General features: G+C 57.9%; 27 protein-coding genes, 1 tRNA gene and 4 pseudogenes. 16 read left to right on the top strand and 16 right to left on the bottom strand.

What is annotated here, in order from left to right; translation table 11 throughout:
* Nucleotides 1-94: 94 nt before the first annotated feature.
* Complete coding sequence (locus tag CU102_RS17800) at nucleotides 95-991, bottom strand: LysR family transcriptional regulator (protein ID WP_106712442.1); 897 nt, start codon at nucleotides 989-991, stop codon at nucleotides 95-97.
* 124 nt (nucleotides 992-1,115) lie between these two features.
* On the opposite strand from CU102_RS17800, the gene hglS reads away from it, so the two are divergent.
* Both hglS and amaB read left to right on the top strand, forming a co-directional pair.
* A complete protein-coding gene (hglS, locus tag CU102_RS17795) occupies nucleotides 1,116-2,522 on the top strand; it encodes a 2-oxoadipate dioxygenase/decarboxylase HglS (protein ID WP_106712441.1) in 1,407 nt (468 codons plus the stop codon).
* A 77-nt stretch (nucleotides 2,523-2,599) separates the two neighbouring features.
* Nucleotides 2,600-4,111, top strand: coding sequence for an L-piperidine-6-carboxylate dehydrogenase (amaB, locus tag CU102_RS17790; RefSeq protein WP_425351565.1), 1,512 nt, complete (start codon nucleotides 2,600-2,602; stop codon nucleotides 4,109-4,111).
* 83 nt (nucleotides 4,112-4,194) lie between these two features.
* Here amaB and CU102_RS17785 read toward each other — a convergent pair whose 3' ends face one another.
* From CU102_RS17785 to CU102_RS31145, 8 genes are all read right to left on the bottom strand, one after another.
* Nucleotides 4,195-4,989 carry an ABC transporter permease gene (locus tag CU102_RS17785; RefSeq protein ID WP_106712439.1) on the bottom strand — a complete coding sequence of 265 codons (795 nt, stop codon included), beginning with the start codon at nucleotides 4,987-4,989 and terminating at the stop codon, nucleotides 4,195-4,197.
* 5 nt (nucleotides 4,990-4,994) lie between these two features.
* Entirely contained in the window at nucleotides 4,995-5,876 is an 882-nt protein-coding gene (locus CU102_RS17780) for an ABC transporter permease (protein WP_166648486.1), read from the bottom strand.
* Complete coding sequence (locus CU102_RS17775; RefSeq protein ID WP_106712438.1) at nucleotides 5,873-6,988, bottom strand: ABC transporter ATP-binding protein; 1,116 nt, start codon at nucleotides 6,986-6,988, stop codon at nucleotides 5,873-5,875. Before CU102_RS17775 ends, CU102_RS17780 begins: the two co-directional genes overlap by 4 nt.
* 30 nt (nucleotides 6,989-7,018) lie before the next feature.
* Nucleotides 7,019-8,059, bottom strand: a complete 1,041-nt coding sequence (locus tag CU102_RS17770) for an ABC transporter substrate-binding protein (protein WP_106712437.1) — start codon at nucleotides 8,057-8,059, stop codon at nucleotides 7,019-7,021.
* Nucleotides 8,060-8,094: 35 nt separating this feature from the next.
* Nucleotides 8,095-8,766, bottom strand: coding sequence for an RraA family protein (locus CU102_RS17765; protein ID WP_106712436.1), 672 nt, complete (start codon nucleotides 8,764-8,766; stop codon nucleotides 8,095-8,097).
* 11 nt (nucleotides 8,767-8,777) lie between these two features.
* The gene (locus CU102_RS17760; protein ID WP_106712455.1) at nucleotides 8,778-9,581 is read right to left on the bottom strand and encodes a carbon-nitrogen hydrolase family protein; all 804 of its coding nucleotides are present in this window, start codon (nucleotides 9,579-9,581) and stop codon (nucleotides 8,778-8,780) included.
* Nucleotides 9,582-9,714: 133 nt separating this feature from the next.
* Nucleotides 9,715-10,605 (bottom strand): LysR family transcriptional regulator, encoded by an 891-nt coding sequence (locus CU102_RS17755; protein WP_106712435.1) that lies wholly within the window; start codon nucleotides 10,603-10,605, stop codon nucleotides 9,715-9,717.
* Nucleotides 10,606-11,096: 491 nt separating this feature from the next.
* On the bottom strand, nucleotides 11,097-11,378 hold the full coding sequence (locus CU102_RS31145) for a DUF533 domain-containing protein (protein WP_425351567.1): 282 nt from the start codon (nucleotides 11,376-11,378) through the stop codon (nucleotides 11,097-11,099).
* On the opposite strand from CU102_RS31145, the pseudogene CU102_RS17740 reads away from it, so the two are divergent.
* Nucleotides 11,376-11,609, top strand: a pseudogene (locus tag CU102_RS17740) (aldehyde dehydrogenase family protein); the annotation flags it as partial. The gene CU102_RS31145 and the pseudogene CU102_RS17740 sit on opposite strands and share 3 nt — an antisense overlap.
* Nucleotides 11,610-11,652: 43 nt before the next feature.
* Here CU102_RS17740 and CU102_RS17735 read toward each other — a convergent pair.
* On the bottom strand, nucleotides 11,653-12,336 hold the full coding sequence (locus tag CU102_RS17735; protein WP_106712432.1) for a superoxide dismutase: 684 nt from the start codon (nucleotides 12,334-12,336) through the stop codon (nucleotides 11,653-11,655).
* Between the two features lie 197 nt (nucleotides 12,337-12,533).
* On the opposite strand from CU102_RS17735, the gene CU102_RS17730 reads away from it, so the two are divergent.
* A complete protein-coding gene (locus CU102_RS17730) occupies nucleotides 12,534-13,628 on the top strand; it encodes an acyltransferase family protein (RefSeq protein WP_106712431.1) in 1,095 nt (364 codons plus the stop codon).
* Nucleotides 13,629-13,647: 19 nt separating this feature from the next.
* On the opposite strand, the gene CU102_RS17725 is transcribed toward CU102_RS17730, so the two are convergent.
* Complete coding sequence (locus CU102_RS17725; protein ID WP_245425390.1) at nucleotides 13,648-14,907, bottom strand: serine hydrolase domain-containing protein; 1,260 nt, start codon at nucleotides 14,905-14,907, stop codon at nucleotides 13,648-13,650.
* Between the two features lie 246 nt (nucleotides 14,908-15,153).
* On the opposite strand from CU102_RS17725, the gene CU102_RS17720 reads away from it, so the two are divergent.
* Nucleotides 15,154-15,230, top strand: a tRNA-Arg gene (locus CU102_RS17720).
* A 38-nt stretch (nucleotides 15,231-15,268) separates the two neighbouring features.
* On the opposite strand, the gene CU102_RS17715 is transcribed toward CU102_RS17720, so the two are convergent.
* Nucleotides 15,269-15,580, bottom strand: a complete 312-nt coding sequence (locus CU102_RS17715) for a hypothetical protein (protein ID WP_245425388.1) — start codon at nucleotides 15,578-15,580, stop codon at nucleotides 15,269-15,271.
* Between CU102_RS17715 and CU102_RS17710 the strand changes: the two are divergent.
* The 3 pseudogenes from CU102_RS17710 (at nucleotide 15,573) to CU102_RS17700 (ending at nucleotide 18,009) form a co-directional block, all read left to right on the top strand.
* Nucleotides 15,573-16,421 (top strand): annotated as a pseudogene (locus CU102_RS17710) (LysR family transcriptional regulator). The gene CU102_RS17715 and the pseudogene CU102_RS17710 overlap by 8 nt on opposite strands.
* 234 nt (nucleotides 16,422-16,655) lie before the next feature.
* Nucleotides 16,656-17,580: pseudogene (locus CU102_RS17705) on the top strand (pirin family protein).
* Between the two features lie 79 nt (nucleotides 17,581-17,659).
* A pseudogene (locus CU102_RS17700) lies at nucleotides 17,660-18,009 on the top strand (ethanolamine utilization protein).
* Between the two features lie 565 nt (nucleotides 18,010-18,574).
* On the opposite strand, the gene CU102_RS17695 reads toward CU102_RS17700, so the two are convergent.
* Together CU102_RS17695 and CU102_RS17690 are read right to left on the bottom strand one after the other, a co-directional pair.
* Nucleotides 18,575-19,348, bottom strand: coding sequence for a DUF899 family protein (locus CU102_RS17695; RefSeq protein WP_106712429.1), 774 nt, complete (start codon nucleotides 19,346-19,348; stop codon nucleotides 18,575-18,577).
* Nucleotides 19,349-19,621: 273 nt separating this feature from the next.
* A complete protein-coding gene (locus CU102_RS17690; RefSeq protein ID WP_106712428.1) occupies nucleotides 19,622-19,819 on the bottom strand; it encodes a hypothetical protein in 198 nt (65 codons plus the stop codon).
* 413 nt (nucleotides 19,820-20,232) lie between these two features.
* Between CU102_RS17690 and CU102_RS30875 the strand changes: the two genes are divergently transcribed.
* The 5 genes from CU102_RS30875 to CU102_RS17665 all read left to right on the top strand — a co-directional run bounded on the left by CU102_RS30875 (nucleotide 20,233) and on the right by CU102_RS17665 (nucleotide 23,199).
* Nucleotides 20,233-20,640 (top strand): acyltransferase family protein, encoded by a 408-nt coding sequence (locus CU102_RS30875; RefSeq protein ID WP_106712427.1) that lies wholly within the window; start codon nucleotides 20,233-20,235, stop codon nucleotides 20,638-20,640.
* Nucleotides 20,637-21,110 carry an acyltransferase family protein gene (locus tag CU102_RS30870; protein ID WP_166648480.1) on the top strand — a complete coding sequence of 158 codons (474 nt, stop codon included), beginning with the start codon at nucleotides 20,637-20,639 and terminating at the stop codon, nucleotides 21,108-21,110. Before CU102_RS30875 ends, CU102_RS30870 begins: the two co-directional genes overlap by 4 nt.
* A 225-nt stretch (nucleotides 21,111-21,335) precedes the next feature.
* Nucleotides 21,336-21,539, top strand: a complete 204-nt coding sequence (locus CU102_RS17675) for a hypothetical protein (RefSeq protein WP_106712425.1) — start codon at nucleotides 21,336-21,338, stop codon at nucleotides 21,537-21,539.
* Nucleotides 21,540-21,627: 88 nt separating this feature from the next.
* A complete protein-coding gene (locus CU102_RS17670) occupies nucleotides 21,628-22,674 on the top strand; it encodes a fatty acid desaturase (protein ID WP_106712424.1) in 1,047 nt (348 codons plus the stop codon).
* Between the two features lie 72 nt (nucleotides 22,675-22,746).
* Nucleotides 22,747-23,199, top strand: coding sequence for a pyridoxamine 5'-phosphate oxidase family protein (locus CU102_RS17665; protein WP_106712423.1), 453 nt, complete (start codon nucleotides 22,747-22,749; stop codon nucleotides 23,197-23,199).
* Nucleotides 23,200-23,237: 38 nt separating this feature from the next.
* Here the strand turns inward: CU102_RS17665 and CU102_RS17660 are convergent, their stop codons facing one another.
* Nucleotides 23,238-24,413 (bottom strand): MFS transporter, encoded by a 1,176-nt coding sequence (locus CU102_RS17660; RefSeq protein ID WP_106712422.1) that lies wholly within the window; start codon nucleotides 24,411-24,413, stop codon nucleotides 23,238-23,240.
* Between the two features lie 122 nt (nucleotides 24,414-24,535).
* On the opposite strand from CU102_RS17660, the gene CU102_RS17655 reads away from it, so the two are divergent.
* The 3 genes from CU102_RS17655 to CU102_RS17645 are packed head-to-tail and all read left to right on the top strand — an operon-like array spanning nucleotide 24,536 to nucleotide 25,539.
* Nucleotides 24,536-24,907: an ArsR/SmtB family transcription factor gene (locus CU102_RS17655; RefSeq protein ID WP_106712421.1), complete on the top strand. Its 372-nt coding sequence runs from the start codon at nucleotides 24,536-24,538 to the stop codon at nucleotides 24,905-24,907.
* Nucleotides 24,907-25,308, top strand: coding sequence for a (R)-mandelonitrile lyase (locus CU102_RS17650; RefSeq protein WP_106712420.1), 402 nt, complete (start codon nucleotides 24,907-24,909; stop codon nucleotides 25,306-25,308). The genes CU102_RS17655 and CU102_RS17650 overlap by 1 nt, the downstream gene beginning before the upstream one ends.
* Nucleotides 25,309-25,350: 42 nt before the next feature.
* Nucleotides 25,351-25,539, top strand: a complete 189-nt coding sequence (locus tag CU102_RS17645) for a hypothetical protein (RefSeq protein WP_106712419.1) — start codon at nucleotides 25,351-25,353, stop codon at nucleotides 25,537-25,539.
* A 6-nt stretch (nucleotides 25,540-25,545) separates the two neighbouring features.
* On the opposite strand, the gene CU102_RS17640 is transcribed toward CU102_RS17645, so the two are convergent.
* Nucleotides 25,546-25,788 carry a hypothetical protein gene (locus CU102_RS17640; RefSeq protein WP_133624598.1) on the bottom strand — a complete coding sequence of 81 codons (243 nt, stop codon included), beginning with the start codon at nucleotides 25,786-25,788 and terminating at the stop codon, nucleotides 25,546-25,548.
* Nucleotides 25,789-25,795: the final 7 nt, after the last annotated feature.

Here is a 25,795-nt window from a genome sequence, read left to right as displayed (position 1 = left end):
TCATTTGTCGTTATAAATAACGATTTCGCCAGCGAAAGTGAAAAACGTCGAAGACATGATGCGGCTAGCGAATGACCGGCGCTTCCGTCTGACGCTAGGTGACCTGATCGGCAATCCAAGTGAAGAAGCTCTGGGCCAATGGGTTCTCCTTCTTGTGGTCCGGAACGACGAGATAATAGCTGTTTTCAGTCTGGAGCGGTTGGTCAAACACCACCTTTAGCCGTCCTGATGCCAGTTCGTGTTCAATAAGGTAGCGCGGCAGCAAGGCGAAGCCGAGACCAGCAAGAGCTGCCTCAATGACCATGGAGAAATGCTCGAAGCGGTGCCCCTTGTAAGGACTTGCAACATCCGCCCCTACTGTCTCGAACCACGACGCCCAGGCCTTGGGACGCGTCGACAGATGCAGAAGCGGCGCAGCGTTTGCAAGCTCAGGCGGAGTGGTCGCCGGGTTCGAAGCACACAATTCAGGGCTTCCAACGGGCACAATGAGTTCGCTGCACAAATAGGTGCAGGTGGCATGCGCCCAGACTGGCTGGCCGTAGTGAATGGCAAGGTCGAACGGTTCTTCCTCGAAATCGAAAGGCTGCGAGCGCGATGCAACACTGAGCGCCATTTCCGGATGACGGCCAAGGAAGTCTGGAAGTCTTGGCATCAGCCAGCGGCTGCCAAAAGTTGGCAGGGTAGCAATGCTTAGGGACGACGCCGATTGCGACGCTGCCATGGCACGCAACATGGTTTCCTCGGTCAGGCCAAGCAAACGCCGCACTTCGGGAAGAAACTTTTGCCCCGCCTCGGAAAGGACAACCCTCTGGCGAACTCGCTCGAACAGAAGCACGCCGATCTGCCCCTCGAGTTCGCTCATCTGGCGGCTGACGGCGCTCTGGGTCAGGTTTAGCTCCCTGGCAGCCTGTGTGAAACTCCCGTGCCTGGCGGCGCACTCAAACGTCTGCAGGATGTCGATATCAGGGATCAGGCGCCGGGTTAACTTCATTCTTATCTCGCATCAACCCAGTTGGAATCTTCGTAATTCATGGGTGGTGTTCCCATCTATAATCCAATTTGAGCATGACAGTCCAAAAAATTGCTGTCGCATCAATAAAGCGGAACTTATCATCATGAAATCAGCCACGTTTATCTCAACAGACGTGATCAGGGCGTCATTTTCATCGGCCATGTCGTCCATGTACCGGACTGAGGTTCCCGCGTACGGAACGCTTTTGTCACTGGTCACCAAGGTGAATGACCAGACTCTCGCTGCCTCACCGGAACTCCGGCACCGCCTCGAACAGACCGACACACTAGACCGCATTTCGGAAGAACGTCATGGCGCGATCCGCGTCGGCACGCCCGCCGAGCTCTCGATGCTCCGCCGCGTCTTCGCGGTCATGGGCATGTATCCGGTTGGCTATTACGATCTGAGCGAAGCCGGCGTTCCGGTGCACTCGACAGCGCTCCGCCCTGTTGGAGATGCCGCGCTGAAGATCAACCCATTTCGTGTCTTCACCTCACTGTTGCGGCTTGATCTCATTGCGGACGCCGAGCTGCGCGACGAAGCGCGCAAGACGCTGCAGGCGCGGCAGATCTTCACTGCAACAGCAATTTCTCTCGTTGAGAAAGCGGAAGCCCAAGGCGGCCTTGCACTTGATGATGCTGCACTTTTCGTCAAGGAAATCATCGAGTCCTTCCGTTGGCACGACCAGGCAAGCGTAAGCAGGGATCTTTACCGCCGCCTGCATGACGCACATCGGCTGATCGCCGACGTCGTTTCCTTCAAGGGGCCTCACATCAATCACCTGACGCCACGCACGCTCGACATCGATGCGGTGCAGGCAATGATGCCCGCCTACGGTATTTCACCCAAGGCCGTGATCGAAGGCCCGCCCACGCGTGCATGTCCTATCCTGCTGCGGCAGACATCATTCAAGGCGCTGGAAGAGAGCGTCTCATTCAAAAACGACCAAGGTGCATGGGAAGCCGGCTCGCATTCGGCCCGCTTTGGGGAGATCGAGCAGCGCGGCATCGCCCTGACGCCAAAGGGAAGAGCGCTCTACGACCGGCTTCTCGCCGAATCCCGCAAGGTGGTCCGCCCTGCTCCCGACGGTTCCAACGCGGACGCCTACACCGCAGCGCTCGCCGATGCCTTCAATGCCTTCCCGGACGATTGGGACAGCATGCGCAGGCAGGGCCTCGGCTATTTCCGTTTTACGCCAGTCCAGAACTTTCCGCACACGAGCCTGTCCCCGCGCGACGCCTCGGATGTCGAAACACTTGTGGCACTTGGTGCCGTGCAGTTTGATCCGATCGTCTATGAAGACTTCCTGCCCGTGAGTGCGGCTGGTATCTTCCAATCCAATCTCGGTGACGATGACAGCCAGAAGTTCGCCGCGAGCCCGAGCCAAAGGGAATTCGAAGCTGATCTTGGCACGCCGGTACTCGATGAATTCGCGCATTATGAGGGCCTGCAAAAAGCATCCATCGAACGTTGCCGGCAGCACTACAGGCCTGTCGCCCTCGCAAGCTGAACCGTAGCCGTATCAAAAACTCGGGTCGGCTGATAAAAGCCGGTCAGTCAAACAGACAAGAAATGAAGGGAAGCAAGATGACCATTGCTCAAGAAGTAAAATCGCTCCTCACCAAGCTCGAAGTCAATGAAGCGGCCTATACAGGCGGCACAATGCCATCCTTCAGCCCTGTCACCGGCGAGAAGATCGCCGATATCGCAACGCATTCCTCCGATGACACAGCCAAGACGATCGAAAAAGCAGATGCTGCCTTCCGCCAGTGGCGTCTGGTGCCGGCGCCAAAGCGCGGCGAACTGGTACGGCTGTTTGGCGAAGAACTGCGTGCGCGCAAAAGCGAACTTGGCCGCCTTGTCTCGATCGAAGCCGGGAAGATCCCATCCGAAGGTCTTGGCGAAGTCCAGGAAATGATCGACATCTGCGATTTCGCTGTTGGTTTGTCGCGTCAGCTCTACGGTCTGACGATCGCGACCGAACGGCCAGGCCACCGCATGATGGAAACCTGGCATCCGCTCGGCGTCGTTGGCGTCATCTCGGCCTTCAATTTCCCGGTCGCCGTCTGGTCGTGGAACACCGCGCTGGCGCTTGTCTGCGGCAACGCTGTCGTCTGGAAGCCTTCGGAAAAGACGCCGCTGACAGCCCTTGCCTGCCAGGCCATCTTTGACCGCGCCGTCGCACGCTTTGGAGACGTTCCCGCCGGGCTCGCCCAGACCCTGATGGGGGACCGCACCATTGGCGAAGCCCTCGTCGACCATCCGAAGGTTGCTCTGGTTTCGGCGACCGGTTCGACCCGCATGGGCCGTGAAGTTGGCCCGCGCCTTGCCAAGCGTTTCGCCCGTTCGATCCTCGAACTCGGTGGCAACAATGCCGGTATCGTGTGCCCTTCGGCCGATCTCGACATGGCGCTGCGCGCCATTGCCTTCGGTGCCATGGGTACTGCAGGCCAGCGTTGCACGACACTCCGCCGTCTCTTCGTGCACGAGAGTGTCTATGACACATTGGTTCCGCGCTTGAAGAAGGCATATGAGAGCGTCACTGTCGGCAGTCCGCTGGATACAGCGGCTCTGGTTGGACCGCTAATCGACAAGGTTGCATTCGACAATATGCAGAAGTCGTTGCACGAAGCTGCTGAGCACGGCGGCAAGGTGACCGGTGGCGCCCGTGTCGATACTGGCCACGCAGAAGCCTATTATGTTCGCCCTGCCCTAGTCGAGATGCCCAAGCAGGATGGTCCGGTGCTCGAAGAGACCTTCGCGCCCATCCTTTACGTGATGAAATACAGCGATTTTGACCAGGCCATCGCCGATCACAATGCTGTCGGCGCAGGTCTTTCGTCGTCGATCTTCACCTTGAACCTGCAGGAAGCCGAGCGTTTCCTCAGCCCGGACGGCTCGGACTGCGGCATCGCCAACGTCAATATCGGCACCTCCGGTGCCGAAATCGGCGGTGCATTTGGCGGCGAGAAGGAAACCGGTGGCGGACGCGAATCCGGCTCGGATGCATGGAAAGCCTATATGCGCCGTGCAACCAATACCGTGAATTACTCGTCGGCCCTTCCGCTGGCACAGGGCGTTTCGTTCGATATCGAGTAATCTCTAAATTTCCAGCCCCGTTCCCGATAAAATATCGGGAGCGGCCTACACCTCACCTTGTGGATATCCGCAAGGGAACTCCACTATTTCATGAAGGCTTTCGTCAGACCCATTGTCCGGTCCACGATCATGACCACTGCCAGCGTCATCAGGATCAGAAGAACTGAAACGCTTGCAACCAACGGGTCAGCCTGGCTCTCGACGTGATGGAACAGCTCAACTGGCAACGTCGTCATTCTCGGGCCGGTCAGGAACAGAGTGATGACCACTTCGTCAAATGAAACGAGAAAACAGAGCGCCGTAGCCGCAACGATACCCGGCGCCATCATCGGCAGGGTCACCTTCCCGAACACGGCCAGCGGCTTGGCTCCGAGCGACGCAGCAGCCTCTTCGCATGCAAGGTTGAGATTGCCGAGCGATACGGAGAGCACCCGCAGCGCATAGGGAAGCGTGATCACCAGGTGACCGATCACAAGGCCTGTGAACGTCGCCAGGAGACCCATCGACGCGAAAATGATCAGTATGGCCAGCCCCAGCACGATCGTCGGCAACAGCAATGGTGCGGTGAAGAGGTTGAACAGGAATTCCGATCCCGTGACCTTCAACCGGACAATCGCATAGGAAGCAGGAATCGCGATAATCAATGACAGGACGGTAACGACGGTTGCAAGGCCGAGACTTGTCAGGAACGCCGACATCATCACGGTATTTCCGAGGAGGGCCTCATACCACTGCAACGACCACGAGCTTGGCGGAAAGGCGAGAATCTGATCGCCGCTGAAGGAGATCGGAAAAACGAGCAGGACTGGCGCCAGAAGAAACAGGAACAGGATGGTCACGGTCACACGCATAAACCAGGAGGTGGGATTTTCTTCCATTACCGTTACCCTTCGATCATGCGCAGGATGCGCGAATAAACTGCCAATGCCGCTCCGAAAATGATGAGCACCAGCATCGATAGCGTCGCAGCCAGCGGCCAGTTCAATGTCACGATCGCCTGATCGTAGATTTCCGTCGCCAGCAGGAATACCCGTCCGCCGCCCATGAGCTTCGGCGTAATGAAGGAGGAGATGGCAAGGACAAAGCAAAGAAGGCAGCCGAGGGCGATACCCGGTAGTGTCAGAGGCAGAATGACGCGCCAGAACGTCCGGAAAGGCGTCGCGCCAAGGGTTCGGGCTGCCTCCTCTACCTTGGGATCGAGCCGGCCGAATCCAGCCATCAACGACAAGATCATATAGGGCATCAGGATCTCGGTCAGTCCAATGACGACGCCGGTGGTGTTGAACATCATACGCGGCGGTTGAAACCCCATCGATGCAATCACATTGGCAACAGGCCCCTGTTCCGCAAGCAGCGCGATCCAGCCATAGGTGCGCACCACCGCAGAAGTCAGAAGCGGCGAAATGACAAGAACCGTCAAGAACGTCCGCCAGGCACCGGATGCACGATGAAGATAGAGGGCAATGGGATAGCTCACCAACAGGGTTGCGAGGGTGATCCCCAAACTGACCACGATCGAATTCGTGATCAGCTCGATATAGAAGCTATCGTGAAGCAATCCTGTCCAGTTGGCGGCAGTTAACGCCTCTGCAATCCCACCACCCGGCAGGGCCTCGTTGAAGGACATTCTCGCCAGATTTAGAACGGGAAGGATAAATCCGATGGCGTTGACCAGAGCGATCGGCAACAGCAAGGCAACAGCAACTCCGGCAGTGCCGAACGATTTCTGTGCTCCCACAGGCATATCGAAGGTTGCCGTCGTCATTGATCCGCTCCGAAGACGAGCGTGTCCTCGACGCTCCAGGAGAGTACTGCTTTATCGCCTTGGTCACGGCTGACTTGAGACTTTTTGGTCGACTCTTCGACGATGAATTCAGAACCGCCCACGTCAAAATGGTACTGGATAACGTCGCCAACGAAAGTGATCCGCGAAAGGACGGCGGCCATCCGGTTTGCCGTTTCACCTTGCTGTTCCGTTGACGCTGCGTTCCAATCGATATGAATCCTGTGCGGGCGCACCATCACCATAACATCATCCTGCACCGCCGGTCTGGCCGACCGGATCATCGATGAACCAATTCGTATGCAGCCGTCTGCCGTGCGCTTGCCCTTGACCCGGTTCGTGCGACCGACAAAGGAAGCGACGAAAGGTGTCGCCGGCCGCTCATAGATCTCATGCGGCGTGCCAACTTGTTCAATCAGTCCGCCTTTCATGACCACGATGCGATCACACATGCTCAAGGCTTCTACCTGATCATGCGTCACAAAAACCGTCGTAATGCCCAGCTGCTGCTGTATGTCCCGAATCTGCGTCCGCATTTCATCGCGCAGTTTCGCGTCGAGATTCGAGAGCGGTTCATCGAGCAGAAGTATCGACGGTTCAATGACGAGAGCGCGAGCCAACGCCACGCGCTGCTGCTGGCCGCCGGAAAGTTCCCGTGGTTTTCGCTCGGCAAGATGTTCAAGCTGGACCATACCAAGCGCCTTGGCCACCTTGTTGGCAATATCTGCACGCGACAGGCCGCGCATTTCGAGACCGAACGCTACATTCTTGGCCACCGTCATATGCGGAAACAGTGCATAGCTTTGAAAGACCAGCCCCATGTCCCTGCCATGGGGGGCGATTTGGGTCACATCACGCCCCCCGACAGTGATCCTTCCAGCAGTGGGAGCGATCAATCCGGCAATCATACGGAGGGTTGTGGTTTTGCCACATCCGGAAGGACCCAGCAGGGCGATCAGTTCGCCCTTGCGGACCGCCAGGTTCAGATTTGAGATGACTTCGACAAGACCGTACTTCTTGTTCATCCCTTCCAGGCAGAGATACGGGTCGCCAATCGTTTCAACGCCATCGCGTTTGATGGTCTGATGCATCATGGTAGCCTCCAAATTTTCACTGCTTGAAGTTTAGCGGCTGAGCGGAATGATGCGACGACGCCATTGCTCGGTGATGCCATCACGCACTTTCGCCACTGCCAGCCAGTCGATATCGATCATCTTGTCCATATCGTCTGCAGCCGTGCGCTTCAAAGCGTCCTGTGCGATGACTGTCTTGGAATTTGTCGGAGCGTAGAACATTTCGCTCGTGAATGCCGCCTGGGCTTCAGGGCTAAGCGCGTAATCGATGAATTTCTTGGCGGCATCGCCCGCCGGAGCATTTTTCACGAGATTGATCGTATTGATCTGGAAACCGCTCCCCTCTTTTGGCAGGGCAACGCCCAGTTTTCCGCCAGAGGTCTGTGAATAAATCTGAGCTCGTGCATTCCAGCCGATACCCAGAGCGGCTTGCCCATTGGCGATTGGAGCGTAAACATCCGGCTTCGGATCCCAGGTCTGTACGCCCGGCGCGAGTTCGCCAATCTTGGCGATGCCCGCCGAAACGTCGGTTTTGTAGTCCCCGCCGCCAGCGAGCTTGTTCGAAATGATGGTAAATGTAGTTCCCTGAATATCCGGGGCGGCTTGTATGATCACCTTCCCTTCATACTGCTTGTCCCAAAGGGCGTCCCAGGACGTCGGCGCTGCCTTCACTTGATCGGTGTTGTAGATGATCACCAGATTGTCAAAGGTAACGCCAACCCCCGCTACGCCCTCCGCATGCGCATTCGGGTAAAGGTCTTTGACATTCGGAGAAACACTTTCGTCGACCTTGTCGAACAGGCCCTCATCCGTTCCTGCCTTGGCCACGCTCACATCAAGGATCGCCACATCAATTTGCGGGCTGCTTTTCTGCGCACGCAACGTGCCGAGCATCTGCGCCGAGTTCGGCATGCCATAGAACTGCACAGTGATATCAGGATACTTTTTCATGAACGGCTCGATGACCGCTTTCGTGTAGTGTTCTTGAAAGATCCCACTATAGGCGGTCAGCGTCACAGTCTCGGCCGGTGCGCTGGTGACCGCGGCGATTGTCAGTGCTGAAACAGCAATTGAAAGTCTTGCAAACATCATCTCGTTCCCTGTTTTTATGAGTTGACTGTTATCGATCAGGCGACCTGGCGCTTCTGGCCCTCCACGATTTTCGTGGCCCCCGAAATGTCGGGGAGGAATTCGCCTTTACGCAAGCGTTCGAGCAATACGATTTCGTTTTCCTGCATGCCGAGTGCTTTCTCAGCGGCAGCCCGTGCCTGGGATGGTGCCAGGACCACGACGCCACTTTCATCGGCAATGATCGCATCGCCCGGCTTGATAACTTGACCGCCGACCGTAACCGGGATGTTAATCGCCCCTTCCAGTCCCAGAATTTTGGTCGTTATCGGTGAGGGTCCACGACACCACATGGGCATTTCCACCTTGCGGATCTCGGAAAAATCCGTGGCCGGACCATCGATTACCGCACCGACGACGCCGGCCAGTTTCATCGCATGTGTCACTACGCCCCCCCAGCAGGCATGGCGATTATCACCACACCGTTCGATCGCGACGAAATCGCCAGGACGGACAATCTTGGTCAGGTAATGCAGGATAGTCGAATCCGCATGCGGAATTCGGATAGTGACTGCAGTTCCGGCAACACGTTTTTCCGGTAGAACAGCGCGAATTTCCCGATCGACGAAACCCGAATGCAGGAAGTGTCCAATCGTGGCTGTCTCGACCCGTTCCATGAGCTTGATCAATTCAGCATCGATCTGGCGCGGCATTTCATTGACTTCAAACATGTTCTAACCTCTCAAAGGACGTGGTGGCGGGCAACTGGGACATCGCCGCGCACTTTGCTGATGTAGCCGAGGTCAAGTTTGGAGCTGGTGGTTCCGACACCATCTGAGCATTGCGCCACGATATGGCCCCATGGGTCGATGACCATGGAGTGACCCCAACACCATTTGCGACCCTCGGCATGGGAGAGCGTCTGCCCAACCGCAAGGAAATAGGTCTGCGTTTCGATGGCGCGGGCGCGGGCAAGCACTTCCCAATGATCCTTGCCGGTCATCAGCGTGAAGGCAGCGGGAAGAACGATGACTTCGGCCCCCTCATCGCGCAGCTTGCGGAACAGTTCGGGGAAGCGCACGTCATAGCAGATGGCGCAACCGACTTTCGTATCGCCTACTTGGTAGGTCACGACGTCCTCGCCGCGGCTGATCGTATCTGACTCGCGGTAGACCGTGCCGCCGGGTGTATCCACATCGAACAAGTGAATTTTACGGTACTTCGCCAGCTCTTTGCCGTCAGGGCCAAAGACAATCGTCGTGTTGTAATATTTGTTGCCATCCTGTTCGACAATGCTGCCAGCATGAATTGTTACGCTGTGCTTTGCAGCCAGTCCCGACATCAGCCGGTAGCCCTCGCCATCCGGAAACGTCTCGCCATTGGCGTAGATATTGTCCCGGCCTTCGCCAAGGAAGGCATAGTATTCAGGCAACACGATGAGATCAGGTGCATCATTCTCAACGGCTGCGTTGATCAGACGTGCGGCTGTTTCAAGATTAGCAGCCTTACTGTCTTGCGAGTTCATTTGCACTAGACTGACTTTCACGCTCATACCTCCATTTTCAATGAAGGGATCGTGCGCAAAATATCGTGGTGAGACAAACTCGAAATACTTGAGCAGTCCTATAGAATTTTCTTATGCGTTCGTGGTGGGCTGTTTGCGTTCCGCTAGGATGCGCTCAGGCGTCCGCCATACAGAGCGATACTTCAGCTGCCATCTGAGCAATGATCGACGGAAGCAGACTGTCCGGGTGATCGGCATAGACCGCATGGAATGTGAGCGGATGAAATGCTGGTGTAACGTCAAGGATCTCCAATGCACCTGCGTCAACATATTCACCCAGAATGACCCGCGGCAGAGGCGCAACGCCAAGACCATCTTTGGCCAGGCGCATGATGGTGGCAAGCGAGTTGGAATTCGAGATCGCGGGCGCCTCAAGCCCGGCTTCACGAAATTGCTGCAACAACCCATGGTGAGGAACGCTGCCTTTCGAAAAGGCCAACAACGGATAGCTCGCAAGGTCCGCAAGTGTCAGTTTTTTGCCTGCCAAGCCGTATTTCGGGCTTGCCACCCAGACGCAACGATAGGTTCCAAGATCGATATTGACCAATCCATGATCAAGCGCCGGTCCCATGATCAATGCAAGGTCGATTTTCCGTTCGATGATTTCCCGCGCCATGTTGAGGCTGGTATCGACATTGAGATCGATGGCGATCCCCGGATAGCGCTCTTGGACACGCTCGACAAGGCGTGGCAGAAACGAGTGGACGATGGAGTCGATCGTGCCGATGCTGACTGAGCCTTTCAGGCTGGTCGGATCGGCAATCGCCTCGCGAAACTCTCCAACGGCCTTCACGATCTCTTCTGCTTTAGGAACTGCCTGTTGCCCGACAGGTGTTAGTTTGACAGTGCGCATGTCGCGATCAAACAGCTGAACGCCAAGTTCTCGTTCGAGTGTGGCAATGCGGTTGGAGATCGAAGCCTGCGTTGTGTTCAACTTCTCCGCAGCGGCACTGAAACTGCCGAGCCGGACGATCCAGAGAAATGTTTCGACGAAGCGCAGATTCATGGTGCTCGGCCCTTTCCGAGCCATCTTCCCGCAAACGAAGCGTGATGCCAATGCCCGAACGCACATGATCCAGAGCGCTGAGTGCCGTAGCGAGGACGCTCAGCTGGACTGGCCTACGTTTACGTCAAATGCGTTCATAGCCGCCGTGATATCTTCCTTGAGCACAAAATTCGCCATTGAAGCCTTGGCCCGCATCGGTTAGAAACGCTTCGCGCATGTAAGGCCAAAGCCTTGTATCAGCCCCGTAGCTCAGCTGGATAGAGTGCTGCCCTCCGAATCCACTCAAGCCATTGAAAAATACAATATTTTCCCCTTTGATTTCAATTGACTGTTGATCGCTCGATGTCCGGGCCTTGGGACAAGGCACGTTTACGCCACTCCCCAGCGAGCGTTTGAGCGGATTTCCCAGTCAAAGCGCGCGAGAGAAATCCACCAATCATTTCATGAAGGCTTTCGTCAGACCCATTGTCCGGTCCACGACGGACGGATCGTCATACAGTGGCATCCGCCAAGCACCGGGTCGCCCGAAGACCGAACGAGTGGCTCAGGCGCGCCAGCTGCTCGTCCTCGTCTATAACACCGTCGGCCTGCGTCGCGGCCACCATTGCCTTGACGAGCACACCGGAGAGGGCATCGGCACCGCCCGCCGCCTGTGCGGGATGAAAACCGCTATCGGGCGGCGGCACCACTGCACCTGCTGCAGCCGTGCCCGTCGATTTCGACCCGCCGGCTTGCTGCGCCTGATAACGCTTTAGCGCCTGGTAAGCGAGCAGGAGGCGGAACGCTTCCTCAGCGCGGATGGCTCGGATTGCGGCATAGCCAACGTCAATATCGGCACGTCAGGCGCCAAAATCGGCGGTGCCTTCGGCGGCGAGAAGGAAACCGGCGGCGGACGCGAGTCGGGCTCGGATGCATGGAAGGCCTATATGCGCCGCGCCACCAATACTGTGAACTACTCCACCGCCCTGCCGCTGGCACAGGGCGTGTCCTTCGACATCGACTGAAGATGACCAAGGGCTCCGCGCGAACACGTGGAGCCCTTGCCCGTCAGGCGGCCTGGAACTGCTCGCCGACGAACCGCCAGTTGACCAGCTTCTTCAAAACCGCATCGACATGTTCCGTGCGCCGGTTCTCATAGTCGAGATAATAGGCGTGTTCCCAGACATCGATCCCCAGCAACGGCTTCTTGCCTTCCGCCAGCGGATTACCGGCATCCTGCATGCCGGTGATGGCGAGGCCATCGCCATCCTTCACCAGCCAGACCCAGCCGGTGCCGAAGACCTTGTCTGATGCGGCGACGATCTTCTTCTGCATCTCGTCCATGCTGCCGAATGAGTTCTTTACCGCGTCGCCAAAGGCACCTTCCGCCGGCGCGGGCCCGCCCTTGAACTGCATCCAGTAGAAGTTGTGGTTCCATGCCTGCGCGGCATTGTTGAAGATATCGGCCTTGTCTTCCTTCCTGGCGCGAACGACCACCTCTTCCAACGGTAATTCGGCGAAGGGCGTGTTTTCCGACAGGGTGTTGAGCTTCTTGAAGTAGCCCGCATGATGCTTGCCGAAATGCAGCCCGACAGTCTTTGCAGATATGATCGGCGCCAGGGCCTGTTCATCATAGGGCAGTGGCGGCTGCTCGAAGCGGGCCGCCGCCCGCGCCCGCACGGCGGGAGCGAACAATGTGGTGGCAAGGGCCGCACCGGACACGGCCAGCATGTGGCGGCGATTGAGTTGCATGGATCTTCTCCTTGGATGGTCGGGGATATGCCTTCAACCGAATTTCGTGGCGATCGGTTCCATGACGATCATCGGGCGGATCGCATGGCGCTGCAAGGAAGCGACTTACGTCTAATGGATTAGCGGCCCAATCCTTGCCCCTGCGGCGATTAACGCGCCTAATCATCCGCGTTTCGGCACGCAATCCGGAGAGAGAAATGAGCGGGCAACGGATCTACAACCTCGATGGCCTGCGTCTCGTCGCGGCCATGGCCGTCGTCCTGTTCCATTTCGTCTTCCATGGGCCGGCCATGCAAACGATACCGGCCGTGGAGCGCAGCGGTTGGATGGTCGGTGCAGCCCAATATGGCTATCTCGGCGTCAGCGTCTTCTTCCTCATCAGCGGCTACGTCATCGCCTATTCCGCCAATGGCCGCTCCGCCCTCGAATTTGCCATTGCCCGCTTCACCAGGCTCCACCCGACATTCGCGCTGATCATGAGCCTGACGGCGCTGGCGACATTGCTCTTCGGCGCGCCGCATTTCTACACCGGCTCGCAGCAATATCTCGCCAATCTGACCATGATGGCCCCGGCCTTCGGCCAGAAATACATGGACGGCGCCTATTGGTCGATCACGCTCGAGCTCGTCTTCTATTTCTGGGTCTTCGTGCTGCTGACCTTGGGGCTGTTCCAGCGCTACCAGCTGGCAATCATCGCCATCTGGCTCGGCTTTTCGACCATTGCCGAATTCGTGCTGAACGTCACCACGTTCCGGCAATTGTTCATCACGGAATTCTGCGGCTTCTTCGCCGCCGGCATCCTGATCTACCGCATCCGAAGCGGCGACGGACGCATGGTCACGCGCCTGCTCCTGGCTGCAGCCTTCGCCCATTCGATGATCACGACCGTCGTCGGCACCCGCGCCATAACCGACGCCGTCGGCGTCACATTCGAACCGTCGGTGGCCGCGCTGACGCTGCTCGGCGGCTATGGCCTTTTTACCGTGGCGGCCTTTGCCGACCGTCCCCTGCTGCCGGCAGCCTGGCTGACATTCCTCGGCGGATTGACCTATCCGCTTTATCTCCTGCACCAGCAGATCGGCTACATCGCCATCCAGCAGCTCGGTACGAGCTTCACGGGCACATTGCCGCTCGTGGTGCTGATCGCGCTGCTGCTCTTCGTTTCCTGGCTGGTATCCTATTATTTCGAGCGCCCGCTCATGCCGAAGCTGCGGCAGATCCTGCGCGAGCTCACCGAACGCATGATCCCGGCCAGCTTTCCGCTCGGCAGGATACTCAACCGCGTCGGCTGAGCATCCCGGCCGCATCGGCTCAGTCCTTCAGCGCCTCGACCACCGCGTCGAAGAACACGTTCGGGTCTATCGGCTCCTTGCCGACCGGCTTCGGCTGCGCGCCGAAGGTGACGATGACGACGTTTTCGACCGGGTCTATGTAGATATTCTGGCCATGGATGCCGATGGCCGAAAACGAGCCATGCTTGATCGACGGTTCGGTCCAGGCGGTCCACCACATATAGCCGTAATCGAGCTTGGCTCCGCCCTTCAATGTCTTCGGGGTGGTTGCTTCCTTCACCCAGCCATCCGGCAGGATGGATTGTCCGTCAATCACGCCATTGCCGAGGAAGAACAGCCCGAACCGCCCGTAATCGCGCAGCGTCGCGCTGATGCCGCTGCCGCCGATCTCGACGCCATCGGGCGAATCCAGCCACCAGTTCGCATCGCTTTCCATGCCGTAGGGCTGCCAAATCTTCTCCGACAGATAGTCGGCCAGCGGCTTTTTCACCGCGCCATGCACGATCTCGCCAAGGATCTGGGTTTCGCCGGTACTATAGGTATTGACCGTGCCTGGCTCGGCGGCGCGCGGCAGCTTTCCCATCAGCTCCACTGCCGAACCGGGCTTCTGCGATATCTGCGCCCGCAGAAGCGCTCGGCGGTCCGATTGCGGATCGGTATAGGTCTCGTTCCATTTAACCCCTGACGACATCATCAGCACATCCCTGATACTGACGCCGTCATAGGCGCTGCCCTTCAGCTCCGGCACATAATCGACCACCTGTGCGTCCAGGCCGTTGATCAGCCCCTCCTTGATAGCGATGCCGGCCAAGGTGGAGCTGATGGACTTCGCCACCGACATCGACATCCAGCGCGTCTTTTCGCTATTGCCGCGCTGATAGGTTTCATAGGCGATCTTGCCATCCTTCAGCACCAGCATGGCGGTAATATTGTCGAGCGCCATAAAATCGTAGAGATCGTAATCCTTGCCCTCATATTTGAAGCGGACATCTCCGAGCTGCTTGTCGGCTTGCGGCAAGGGGTGAGGCTTCGTGCTCGCCTTGATCGTACGGGTGGGAAAGAGCCTGTCTATGTTGCGGTAGGTGCTGACGGCAAGATCGGGCAGCATCGCCCCGTCATAGATCTGCTCGACCGTGCCGATCTTCTCCCCCGCATGCGGATAGTCCTGTGCAGCCGCAGGCAGCGCCATCGCGGCAAATGCCGATCCCGCCAGCACCGCCTTTCGCAAACGGTTCCAGCCGCGGCTGCTGCGGCCGATTGCAACACTCATTCCTGACATGACACCTCTCCTCTGTGCTGGAACAAGTGTGTCTTTTTCAGTGCTTATGTTGAATGGCGTGTGTCGCTTCCGTCCATGCAAGCTGTGGATGAGCACGACCGACGCCGCCCCGCCCGGCACGCAACAGGAATTGCCCTGCCCTGTCCGCGACTGCTGCGGGTTTCATGCAGTAAGCGAAATTCGCCATTGATGCGGAACGCAGCATCGGCTAGAACCGCTTCGCGCATGCGAGCTTTCGCGGCCCATGCACCCGTAGCTCAGCTGGATAGAGTGCTGCCCTCCGAAGGCAGAGGTCACAGGTTCGAATCCTGTCGGGTGCGCCAAATACCCTTGTGTCCATACCGGAGACATAGGTAACGGTTTATTCCTGAGACATGGGTAAGACTTTCGGTCCGAAGGGGTTTGGAAGTGGTACCAGTCTGCATGTCTCATCGTCGAAATATCCGAGATCATACTCCATGAAGCTGGCGAGCCAAATTCGGTCTTCGACCCGCTTGATACCGACGGTCTGGCCGGCGAAGACCTGGCTGAGGTTGATCTTCTTGCGTTTGTAACAGATGCGCCCGCAAGTGGCGACGTTGCCTAGAAGCAGTATTGCCGTTCCCATGCGCCATGCGGTGGTACCCTTTTGTGGCAAGCTGTGTCGCGAATAGGGGAACGCCGGTATGGACATCGAAGATCTGAGGACATTCGTGGCAGTGGCCGATGCCGGGGGTGTATCGGCCGCCGCGCGCCGGCTCGGAGTCTCCAAGTCAATCGTCAGCCGGAGGCTCTTGCGGATTGAATCGGAACTTGGTGTTCAGCTTCTTGCACGAACGACCCGCGGCGCGGCGCTCACAGAAGCGGGGGTCACGTTTCGAGACCATGCGGCCAGAGCCAGCGCCGAGATCGATGCGGCCAGGGAAACGATCCTCCCCACCGGTGAGCTGCGCGGCCGCCTGAGGGTTGCCATGCCGCTTACTTTCGGCCCAACCCACTTCGCCCCGGTACTCGCGGAAATGGCGCGCCAGCACCCGCAGCTTCACATTCATACCTCCTACAGCGATCGCTTCGTCGATCTCATCGCAGAGGGATTCGATTGCGCGATCCGGGGCGCCACCTTCAGGACTCCAACCTGATCGCGAAGCGCGTCGGGCCGATCCATGGCTTGTCGCAAGCCCGGACTATATCGAAGTGCACGGGTCACCCGAGACTCTGGACGAACTCGTCACCCATCAGGCCCTCATGCAGGGAACGGAAGCTGGCAGTTCATGGATGGCGACAAGATCATCACAGTTCGTCCGCAGGGCAGGTTCAAGGCCGACAGCGCCACGGCGCTTGCCGCCGCCGCGGCGGCAGGTCTCGGCATCGCCTGGCTCCCCGATTGCATCACACATGAATATGTGGCCTCCGGCGCGCTGGTCCCGATCATGACACGCTATCCGGTACCTCCGGGGGCCGCGTATGTCATCCGCCCGCCGGGTCAGCATCCCACGCGGAAAGTGCGGGTGCTCACCGAGACGAAGCCTTGTTGAACATTTGCGTTCGACCGTTGCTCTGCTGCGGGCCGCTGAGCTCGACGACATTGCCCGCACGTTCCACTTACTGCGACACAGCTAGACGTATCACAGGGCTAGTTGCGCAGAGGGTCGCTCGCCAGTTTAGGCATTCGTCGGGCCGAAAGCGCTCTTCCCGCTCGCGCGGTCCGGATTTGGCATTCGCATCGGCAAGGGCGAGGCCTCCCATAAACCCAAGAGAGGATGAGGCGCATGAGTTGGAACCCGGCAATCGAACCGGGCTGTCCCGATGAGGTTGGCCTCGACGCGATCGAAACGCTCGTTGTTCCACGCGCGCGCGATCTCGGTGGCTTTGAGGTTCGGCGCGCTCTGCCGGCGCCGAAGCGGCAGATGGTCGGACCGTTCATCTTCTTCGATCAGGCTGGGCCGGCCGAGTTCCTGACCGGACAGGGCGTTGACGTTCGGCCGCATCCTCATATCGGTCTCGGCACCGTTACGTATCGCTTTCGCGGCGACTTCCATCACCGGGACGGACCAAACCATCCGTCCCGGCGAGTTGAACTGGATGGTTGCGGGACGCGGTGTCACCCATTCGGAGCGCACGTCAGCGGCCGCCCGAAGCGGTCCGAACAGCCTGTTCGGAATTCAGACCTGGCTGGCGCTGCCTGACAGTCATGAGGACATGGCGCCCATGTTCGAGCATCACGGCAAGGAGGCGCTGCCAATGATCGAGGATCGTGGCGTCTCGGTTCGGCTTATCCTCGGGAACGCCTACGGCGAGGCTGCCCCGGCGACGCTATATTCGGAGACATTTTACGCCGATGTGCAGCTCGAACAGGGAAGCTGCTTGCCAATGCCGCACGATCACGAGGACCGGGGCATCTACATCGTTGATGGCTCCATCTCGATCGCCGGCCAGGATTTCGAGGCGGGTCGGATGATGGTCTTCCGCCCCGGCGACAGGATCACTGTCGCGGCCGGCGACAGAGGCGCGCGCCTGATGATCCTCGGCGGCGCGACCCTTTCGGGTCCCCGCTACATCTGGTGGAATTTCGTCGCCTCCTCGAAGGACCGCATCGAAGAGGCCAAGGCCGAATGGCGCGCGCAGAACTGGGGCAAGGGGCGCTTCGATCTCCCGATCGATGACCGGGATGAGCTCATTCCTCTTCCGGACTGACCGGCGTTGATAACGTGATCGCCGGACACGGCTCGGGCGGGCGAGAACGACGACACACCAGCTAGAAGGAGCAATTCCCATGAAGGTTCGCAAGTTCACCATCACCGACGCTGCGCTGGAGCGTTCCCCGGGACAGGACGGAGACGTGTTTGTGGGCAATCTGGTCGACCAGCCCCATGCCTCCCCGATCACCATCGGGTACGGGCGCTATGGGCCGAACCAGACACTCGAGGAGACAATGGTCGTTGATGATGTTATGGTCGTCCTCGAGGGGCGGCTGTCGGTGTCCGGAAAGTCAGGCAGCGCACCGCAGGGCCGGGCGAGATCGTCCATCTGCCCAAAGGCCAGAAGGTCACGATCTGCTCGCACGAGCAAGGCGCGGTCACGGCCTATGTCACCTATCCCCACTGGCAGGAGGCACAAGGGTAAGTCCTCCGGGGCGACGCCGCAGGCTCGAGGTCCACGCGGATCATACTCATCCGAGCGATTTCGGTGGACTCAATCCTGGCTTCGTGCTGGCCGCATCTTAGCCAGGATCTTGCCGCGTCGATGGGCTTCGATCTAAAGCATGTTGCGCTTGCGGCGGCCAGCTTTCCGATTGACCTCGTGGAGCGCGACATGAAGGGAGGCAATCGCGGTCATTGCTCGGCCGAGAGTGCTTGGTCCCAAACTGCGAGAACGCACATGATCGATGGGATAAAATCATAAATATTCTGTAAGTTCAGTCACTTAAAGTCACGCTGAGGCCTCTGAATTTGGAGGGCTATAGCGTAGATGTATTTATCATCATCACCCGGTGCGGCGCGCCACTCTCCCTGGGGATCCATACCGGACACATAGGTTACGGTTTATTCCTGAGACATGCGACTGAAACCACTTCCAAACTGGACTGAATGTCACCCATCTCTCGGGAAGGGCAATGATGACGATTGCCACGAAAAGCTGCCTTTTTGGTCACTTGGCTGTCTATGCGGGCACGTCAGCGGACATTCCATTATTCGGCATGACTGCTCCCCGCAACCTCCGTTTGATAGAATGCGTTTTCAATTTGCTCATACGCGTCGGGCCGCCCCGCGGGAGTGAGGTCCAAAAGGGTCCACATCGGCTCGACCGTGCCGACATGCCGCGGATCCTGTCCGGCGTCCGTCGGCAAGAACAACAGCTCCGATGCCCAGCTCAGCCTGACCACCCCACCGGTATCCTTGTGGAATACGGTTAGGATCGGCACCTGCTGTCCCTCCTCATCCTCGCCATGATAGTCGCGCTTGAAGCGGTTGTTGGCGGCCGAAATCAACTTCAAATGGCGCCAGCCGCGATGCGCAGCGAAGGCCGCGACCCGCTCGATCGGTGCATGGGCGACGGCTGCTATGTTTGCGCCGAGCCCCTCAACGTGGGGTACAGCGCCCTCCCAGTTGTCGAGTAATGCCGTGCAAGACGGACACGGTCCATCATCCAAGGGCAGATGGGCCATCGGCCCGCTGCTCGGCCCTGGCCGCTCGTCGCTGCGGTGGCGGGGGAACATGTAGTGGTAGAGGATCAAAGTGTCGGTTCCGGGCCGGAAGAGCTCTGACAGCCGTATCTTGGCGGATATCCCCTGTGCGTCGATGTGGTCGAACTCGTAGTCCTCGGGAACCGCTCCCCCGGGCGGAAGCGCTCTGACTTCCCTTGCCACGGCTTCCATTTCGCGCCTGAGCGCCAACTCGCGCTGCAGCAGCTTGTTGCGAGCGCCACGATATTCCGGACTTTCATTTGGAAAGGTGATGCCCATAGATGCCTCCATTGAAGCAAACAAATCAACGTATAGCACGACTTCAGCGGACCTGCCCCATCACCCCCAAGCATCTGCCCGTCGCAACTGGAACGCTTCTGACGTCGGTGGCTGGTCCTCTGGGTCGTCTTGCAGTCGGAAAATCCGGCGATCCGCGTAGCGATGCGTGATTCAATGCAGCCAGACCACACGACACCGAAAAGATAATTCAAAATTTGCACTAAATTTCTGATCGGGTCATTCGTCTCTTTGTTGTAGCCCTGGCGAAGCTGGTCACGCCGACCCCGGTATAGCCGCCATGCCGTTTCGCAGCGTCTCAATCCTCATCGCCAAACGCTTGGCAAAATCGGAGCTCCCCAAGGCGGAACCGACCTGCGCGATTGTATCGAAATCGATCTGTTCGAGGAGGCCGCGGGTTGTCAGCCCGGCCAGAATGCCCGCGATCAAAGTGCGTTCAACCGCGTAGTCCATACTTAACTGCTCAATTGCCTCCGATTGGTCCTTCAACACACCTGATAGCCCATTCTGACTACTCTTCATTTCCTGTGCCGCCCCACTGCCCCTGTAGAATCGGTAGCTTGATTTGGAGTGAGCTCGTGATAAGCCGCTTGGATTATTTCACAGGTAATTTTCTAATCAGTTTGATTGAGCTCGGGGTCTTCGGGTGGCAAGCACCTGGCTGGGAGGAAAGCCGTCAAAAGGCTGGTCTCGGCATAGGCGGACTAGTTCGAATTGTTTGATGACGTGAAGACAGGTTCATGTCACCTTGGCGTCGACTGAAGAAAATTAAACAATAACAACAAAGGTCAAATTGCAGTTCCGGCATATGAACAGCTGAACGCAGCTCTCCCGTGCATGAACAGTAGTTTCAGCGGTGGGTCCGAATGCATCAAACCGGACGTTATTTTACCCTGGATGCCATGCGTGGAGTTGCTGCGATTATGGTCGTGCTCTACCACGCAGGGCCGGTTGCCACCATTGTTGCACCTGCTGGATATATTGCAGTCGACTTCTTTTTCGCATTGAGTGGTTTTGTGATCGCGGCAACTTACGAAGCAAGACTGCGTAACGGACTTACGCCTCAGCGCTTCATCAGGATAAGGCTGGCCCGTCTCTACCCTCTCTACCTCGTCGGACTGGTCCTCGGCTTGACCAAGGTTCTTGGTGCATGGCTCGTTGCGGCTCCACACGCATTGACCGGCGCACAGATCCTGAGCGCAACGGTCTTTGGCCTCGCCATCCTTCCGACACTACCGCCTGTCCCGCCTGGTCACTGTTCCTGGAAATCGTGATCAATGTCATATTCGCGCTGTGGCTCGTCAATTGGAGAAGCCGCTCGCTCGTGCTTCTGGCAGCCGTGTCGGGGCTCGCAATGGTGACGGTAGTCAGCCATGAGCAGTCGCTTAATGTCGGCTGGAATTGGTCCACTCTCTATGCAGGCTTTGTGCGCGTGACCTTCGCATTCACGATAGGCATCCTGCTCGCCCGCGACAGCGCAACCCCTCGCCAGACAGTCTCATGGGCGGCACTAGTCCCGATCATCCTGCTCATACTGGCTTTCGGCATCCCGGTACCTCAGCAATATCGGACGATGTTTGATCTAGCAATTGGCCTCTTTATTTGCCCCACGATCCTTTACTACGGCATCGTGTTTGAATGCCCTCAGCAGATCCGCCCCTTGGCAAGCTTCCTCGGGGACATATCCTATCCTGTCTATGCCATACACTTCCCGCTGCTGTTCATGTTCAATCATGTCGCCTAGAATATGGGGCTCGCCGGTACGAGTGTCCTGTGGGTCTTCATGCCCTGCCTCATTGCTGGCAGCGCCCTGCTCTACCATTTCTATGATGTGCCGGTACGGCGTTTCCTGTCGGCGCGGCAACGCACTTCTTTGCAACCCAAGATAGCCGGATGACCATACCGGAGGGCAATCACGGTCCTGTCACGACGGTTTGCTAAAATGCATCTAAAATTTAGAGGACGCGAGATGTGGCCATTGGTTTCTCGAATTGTCTATGGCTCGGAGTGGCGGCCCTACTCGGCTGACACGCCGGTGAAATCTCTCAGCGGCGAAATGATCAGCGGCCGCATCATGCGGCTTCGTTATCATGACAAAGGACTTTGGTTCTATCGCGCCATGACTCCCGATGAGGACGAGAAAGGTGTCTGGCGCACCACACAACAGCAGTGAACTGTTGTCCTGTTTTATTTTTCTGCTCTCCAAAGGTTTATCGGTCTGCCATCTTGCGTGGCCCATCTCGCCAAGCCTATTATGGCCGATGAAATCTACTTCTCCGAAAATCTTGCCTTCCACTGGCCCCGGCGAACGCGCCTGGACCAAAATTCTTGCCAACTATCGCAAACCGCATCGCGGACGCAGCGCGTTCGAGCTGGCTGTGACCGTTGTTCCCTTCGCGATCTTCTGGGCGCTTTGCGGTGCAGCCGTTCATTACGGTTTCTGGTGGGGCCTGTTGCTCATCATTCCCGCGGCGGGGTTCCTGTTGCGCCTGTTCATGATTCAGCATGATTGCGGTCACGGCTCCTTCTTCGCACACCGCCATTCGGACGATTGGACCGGTCGCATCATCGGTGTTCTCACGCTGACACCTTATGACTATTGGCGCCGCACGCACGCGCTGCATCATGCTTCCGCGGGCAATCTCGACCAGCGCGGCGATGGCGATATCACCACCCTCACCGTTGCCGAATACCGTGCGCTTTCGCGCTGGGGACGCCTCGGTTACCGCCTTTATCGCCACCCTGCCGTCATGTTCGGTATCGGACCAGTCTGGTTGTTCATTTTCAAGCAAAGACTGCCTTTCGGCATGATGCGCTCTGGTCTGGAGCCCTGGGTTTCCACAATGGCAACCAATCTTGGCATTGCCGTCATGGCGATCGTGCTGATGTGGCTGATCGGTGTTGGCCCGTTCCTCCTCGTCCATCTGCCGATTGTCACGCTGGCTGGGGCTGCCGGCATCTGGCTGTTCTATGTCCAGCACCAGTTCGAAGAGACGCATTGGTCAAAAGGCGACGAATGGCAGTTCCAGGAAGCGGCACTGCACGGCTCATCGCATTATGTCATGCCCGGCTTGTTGCGGTGGATGACCGGCAATATCGGTATTCACCACGTACATCACCTTTCCAGCAGGGTTCCCTGTTACCGGCTTCCCGAAGTACTCAATGACTATCCGGAGCTTGCCGATATCGGCCGCATCACGATCCTGGAAAGCCTGCGTTGCGTCAAACTCGTCCTTTGGGACGAAAATCACCACAGGCTCATCTCGTTTCGAGAGGCTCGGACTCTACCGGCAGTGCCCGTAAAATAGGTACTGCGGCACGGCAGGAAAAACCTTGACGGTTGTAACCCGGACTGAAATTCTGTCTGTGAAGAGGGCATCATGATCATCACCGAATTGACCAGGCACGAAATACGGGAGTTACTCGAGAGGGCGACGATCGGAAGGCTTGCTTGCGTCAAGAATGACCAGCCCTATGTGGTGCCGCTGTCGTTCGCCTATGATGGCGTATTCCTCTATTCCTTCACGACGGTGGGGCAGAAGATCGACTACATGCGTCTCAACCCTCGTGTCTGTGTCGAGTTTGATGAGATTTCCTCGACGAACCACTGGCAGAGCGTCATCGTCATTGGTCGCTTCGAAGAGCTCACAAAGGATCCTGGTCATGTCGACGCCAGAAACGCGGCGCATGCCCTCCTGAACAGGAAAGCCGAATGGTGGCAGCCTGGCTATGTGAAAACGGTCATCAAAGAGCATGAGCGCCCGCTCGAACCGGTCTATTTCCGCATTGCGATCACTGAGACCAGTGGGCACAAGGCCGTCAAAGGCGAATAAGCAGAGCCCTGCCTGCAATGCAAGCAAGGCTCTGAACCTTAGGCGATCGACAATTCCTCCTTGCGAACGCCGGTACGTGCGAGCCGCATGACAGCCAGGCCCATGAGCGGAAAGAGGCCGCCAATCCAGCCGAGATACGCAAGGCCGATATGGGCAATAATCTGGCCACCTATCATCGAGCCGAAGGCCACGCCGAGGTAAAGGGCCGAGTAGTTTAGCGACAGGGCAAGCGGCGCACTTTCCGGAGCGATGGCGAGAACGCGGCTCGCCTGGGCTGGCGGGAACATCCAGGCGATGACGCCCCAGATGACCATGGTCGCAATCAGGCTCGGACCAGCCACATCGTTCGGCAAGGTCATGATCCAGCTCACCGACATCAACAGCACAGCATTGAGAACCGAAGCCAGAATGACTGTTCGCGTTGCACCAAAACGATCGGATAGCTGGCCGCCGAGCACATTTCCGATCGCCGCACCTATACCGAAGGCAAGGAGAACCACCGGCAGCAGCGAACGGCTCAACCCCGTACCGTCGACGGCGACCGCAGCAATGTAGGTATACACAGCAAATGGACCGGTCATGTAGAGCAGCATGGTCAACAGCGCCGGCATCAGGCCCGGATGGCGGATGACGCCAAGCCGCTGCGCTATCGTAAGCCGGTCGGCGTAAAGGCCACGCGGCAGCACAAACCAGACGGCCAATGTTGCCAACCCACCAACGAGCGCTATGAACAAATAGGTGCCTCGCCATCCGGCAAAGGCGCTGATGAATGCACCGAGCGGCGCACCGAATGCCACCGCAAGTGTCGTGCCGCCCACAATGGCAGCGATCGCACGAGCGCGATGATGCGGTTCGGAAATGGCGACGGCAGTCGCCTGCGCTGTTGCCGCATAAAGACCGGCCACTACAGCAATCAGAAGGCGCGCCGCCATGAGCAGGGGATAGGACGGCGAAACGGCAGCCAGCAGAGCACCGGCAACGAATACGAAGGTGCTGCCAACCAGCACAACGCGCCGGTCGAGCGCCCCCGTGAGTGCGGCAACGACCGGGGCTCCGATCGCATAGGCGAAAGCGTAGGTCACGACGAGATAACCGGCCTCAACAAGCGTGACACCTGTGTCACCGGCAATTTGCGGCAGGAGGCTGGCGACCACAAATCCTTCAATGCCAATTGCAAATGCGCCAAGCGCCAATCCGACGAGACGAATATCCATGGGGAGTCACTCTAATGTTCAACAATCATTGAACTAAGAAACCTTCTTGCGCGAAAGTCAAGCGCAAAGTTCAATAAATGCTGAACATTGAAATCTCTCCTGCCAATTGCTATTAAGTGCCCATGACAAATTATCTCCCGCATCCGGCTACCGAGGACATCGAACTTCCAGCTGTCCTGACAGCGCTTGGCGATGAAACACGCCTTGCGATGATTGCCATCCTTGCCCGTAACAGCGAAAAGGCCATGGCCTGCGGTCAATTCCTCCAACTCGGATCAAAGACTGCACTAAGCTATCACGTGGCAAAATTGCGCGAGGCCGGCATTGTCCACGTCCGGCCCGATGGTACAAAACGCCTGCTCACATTGCGTCGCGATGATCTGGAGAAACGCTTTCCGGGTATCCTCGATTCGGTGGTAGCATCAGCGGCGGTGGTGTCGCATCCCGACGATCAGGATTGGGCCGCGACAACCGAATCCACAGGAGATGAGTGATGGATATCAAGGCAGCTGGCACAGTTCCGTCCCGCCGCGCACCGTCGGATTGGTTCACCGGCACGGTCTGGCAGGACCCTCTCATCGAGACACCGGCACCTGCCCGCCTTCAGGCGGTGATCGTCAGGTTCGAGCCGGGAGCGCGCACGGCATGGCATGCGCATCCGCTCGGCCAGACGCTCCACGTCGTGTCTGGTTCCGGCCTTGTCCAGGTCTGGGGACAACCATTGCGCGAAATCAAGGCGGGCGACACGGTATGGATACCGCCGGGCGAGAAACACTGGCATGGCGCTGGCCCAAATACGACCATGGCCCATATCGCCATGCAGGAAATGCTCGACGGTAAATCCGCGGAATGGATGGAAAAGGTCTCGGATACGCAATATTCTGGCGAGGCATAATCTGTTACCATAGCGCGCACAGCGTATGTGAAAGGAACCGTCATGGCGTTCGAAGACATCAAGGCCCGGATTGCTCTCCTGCTTGAAGCGATGGTCCAGCGGCCAACGGATGCCCATGAGATTCATGAGAACCTGCGCGAGCAGCTGAATGAGCTCAAGGCCATGGGCATGCCACTGCCCGATGACCTTGTCGAACTCGAAAAGCAACTCGAAGCCGATTTTGATTCCTGAAGATCGTTAAAGAGACCGTTTGGTGTAATCGTTAAACAACGAATTCCAATCGTTTGGATCCCGCTGGTCGCCGCGTGTAGGTCGGCCGTCGCGAATGCCGATGTCGCGCAGCATATGATCCGAGAAATCATCCGTATCAATGTTGGAAGGATGTCCGTGCTTGCCGTCGGACTTGTCCGGATTGGCAAACTTGCTCCACCAGGATACGTGGCTGGCGGCTGGCGAAACCGGTGACGATACAACGTTCATGACCTCA

This window comes from Phyllobacterium brassicacearum (assembly GCF_003010955.1).
GTDB lineage: Bacteria > Pseudomonadota > Alphaproteobacteria > Rhizobiales > Rhizobiaceae > Phyllobacterium > Phyllobacterium brassicacearum.
The sequence above is the reverse complement of the archived record's forward strand: the minus strand, read 5'-3'. Positions and strand labels throughout refer to the sequence as shown.

Coding starts and splice junctions, on each gene's coding strand:
- CU102_RS17800 (WP_106712442.1), bottom strand. CDS start 991: ATGAAGTTAACCCGGCGCCTGATCCCTGATATCGACATCCTGCAGACG.
- hglS (WP_106712441.1), top strand. CDS start 1,116: ATGAAATCAGCCACGTTTATCTCAACAGACGTGATCAGGGCGTCATTT.
- amaB (WP_425351565.1), top strand. CDS start 2,600: ATGACCATTGCTCAAGAAGTAAAATCGCTCCTCACCAAGCTCGAAGTC.
- CU102_RS17785 (WP_106712439.1), bottom strand. CDS start 4,989: ATGGAAGAAAATCCCACCTCCTGGTTTATGCGTGTGACCGTGACCATC.
- CU102_RS17780 (WP_166648486.1), bottom strand. CDS start 5,876: ATGACGACGGCAACCTTCGATATGCCTGTGGGAGCACAGAAATCGTTC.
- CU102_RS17775 (WP_106712438.1), bottom strand. CDS start 6,988: ATGATGCATCAGACCATCAAACGCGATGGCGTTGAAACGATTGGCGAC.
- CU102_RS17770 (WP_106712437.1), bottom strand. CDS start 8,059: ATGATGTTTGCAAGACTTTCAATTGCTGTTTCAGCACTGACAATCGCC.
- CU102_RS17765 (WP_106712436.1), bottom strand. CDS start 8,766: ATGTTTGAAGTCAATGAAATGCCGCGCCAGATCGATGCTGAATTGATC.
- CU102_RS17755 (WP_106712435.1), bottom strand. CDS start 10,605: ATGAATCTGCGCTTCGTCGAAACATTTCTCTGGATCGTCCGGCTCGGC.
- CU102_RS17735 (WP_106712432.1), bottom strand. CDS start 12,336: ATGCAACTCAATCGCCGCCACATGCTGGCCGTGTCCGGTGCGGCCCTT.
- CU102_RS17730 (WP_106712431.1), top strand. CDS start 12,534: ATGAGCGGGCAACGGATCTACAACCTCGATGGCCTGCGTCTCGTCGCG.
- CU102_RS17725 (WP_245425390.1), bottom strand. CDS start 14,907: ATGTCAGGAATGAGTGTTGCAATCGGCCGCAGCAGCCGCGGCTGGAAC.
- CU102_RS17715 (WP_245425388.1), bottom strand. CDS start 15,580: ATGTCCATACCGGCGTTCCCCTATTCGCGACACAGCTTGCCACAAAAG.
- CU102_RS17695 (WP_106712429.1), bottom strand. CDS start 19,348: ATGGGCATCACCTTTCCAAATGAAAGTCCGGAATATCGTGGCGCTCGC.
- CU102_RS17690 (WP_106712428.1), bottom strand. CDS start 19,819: ATGGACTACGCGGTTGAACGCACTTTGATCGCGGGCATTCTGGCCGGG.
- CU102_RS30875 (WP_106712427.1), top strand. CDS start 20,233: ATGCATCAAACCGGACGTTATTTTACCCTGGATGCCATGCGTGGAGTT.
- CU102_RS17675 (WP_106712425.1), top strand. CDS start 21,336: ATGTGGCCATTGGTTTCTCGAATTGTCTATGGCTCGGAGTGGCGGCCC.
- CU102_RS17670 (WP_106712424.1), top strand. CDS start 21,628: ATGAAATCTACTTCTCCGAAAATCTTGCCTTCCACTGGCCCCGGCGAA.
- CU102_RS17665 (WP_106712423.1), top strand. CDS start 22,747: ATGATCATCACCGAATTGACCAGGCACGAAATACGGGAGTTACTCGAG.
- CU102_RS17660 (WP_106712422.1), bottom strand. CDS start 24,413: ATGGATATTCGTCTCGTCGGATTGGCGCTTGGCGCATTTGCAATTGGC.
- CU102_RS17655 (WP_106712421.1), top strand. CDS start 24,536: ATGACAAATTATCTCCCGCATCCGGCTACCGAGGACATCGAACTTCCA.
- CU102_RS17650 (WP_106712420.1), top strand. CDS start 24,907: ATGGATATCAAGGCAGCTGGCACAGTTCCGTCCCGCCGCGCACCGTCG.
- CU102_RS17645 (WP_106712419.1), top strand. CDS start 25,351: ATGGCGTTCGAAGACATCAAGGCCCGGATTGCTCTCCTGCTTGAAGCG.
- CU102_RS17640 (WP_133624598.1), bottom strand. CDS start 25,788: ATGAACGTTGTATCGTCACCGGTTTCGCCAGCCGCCAGCCACGTATCC.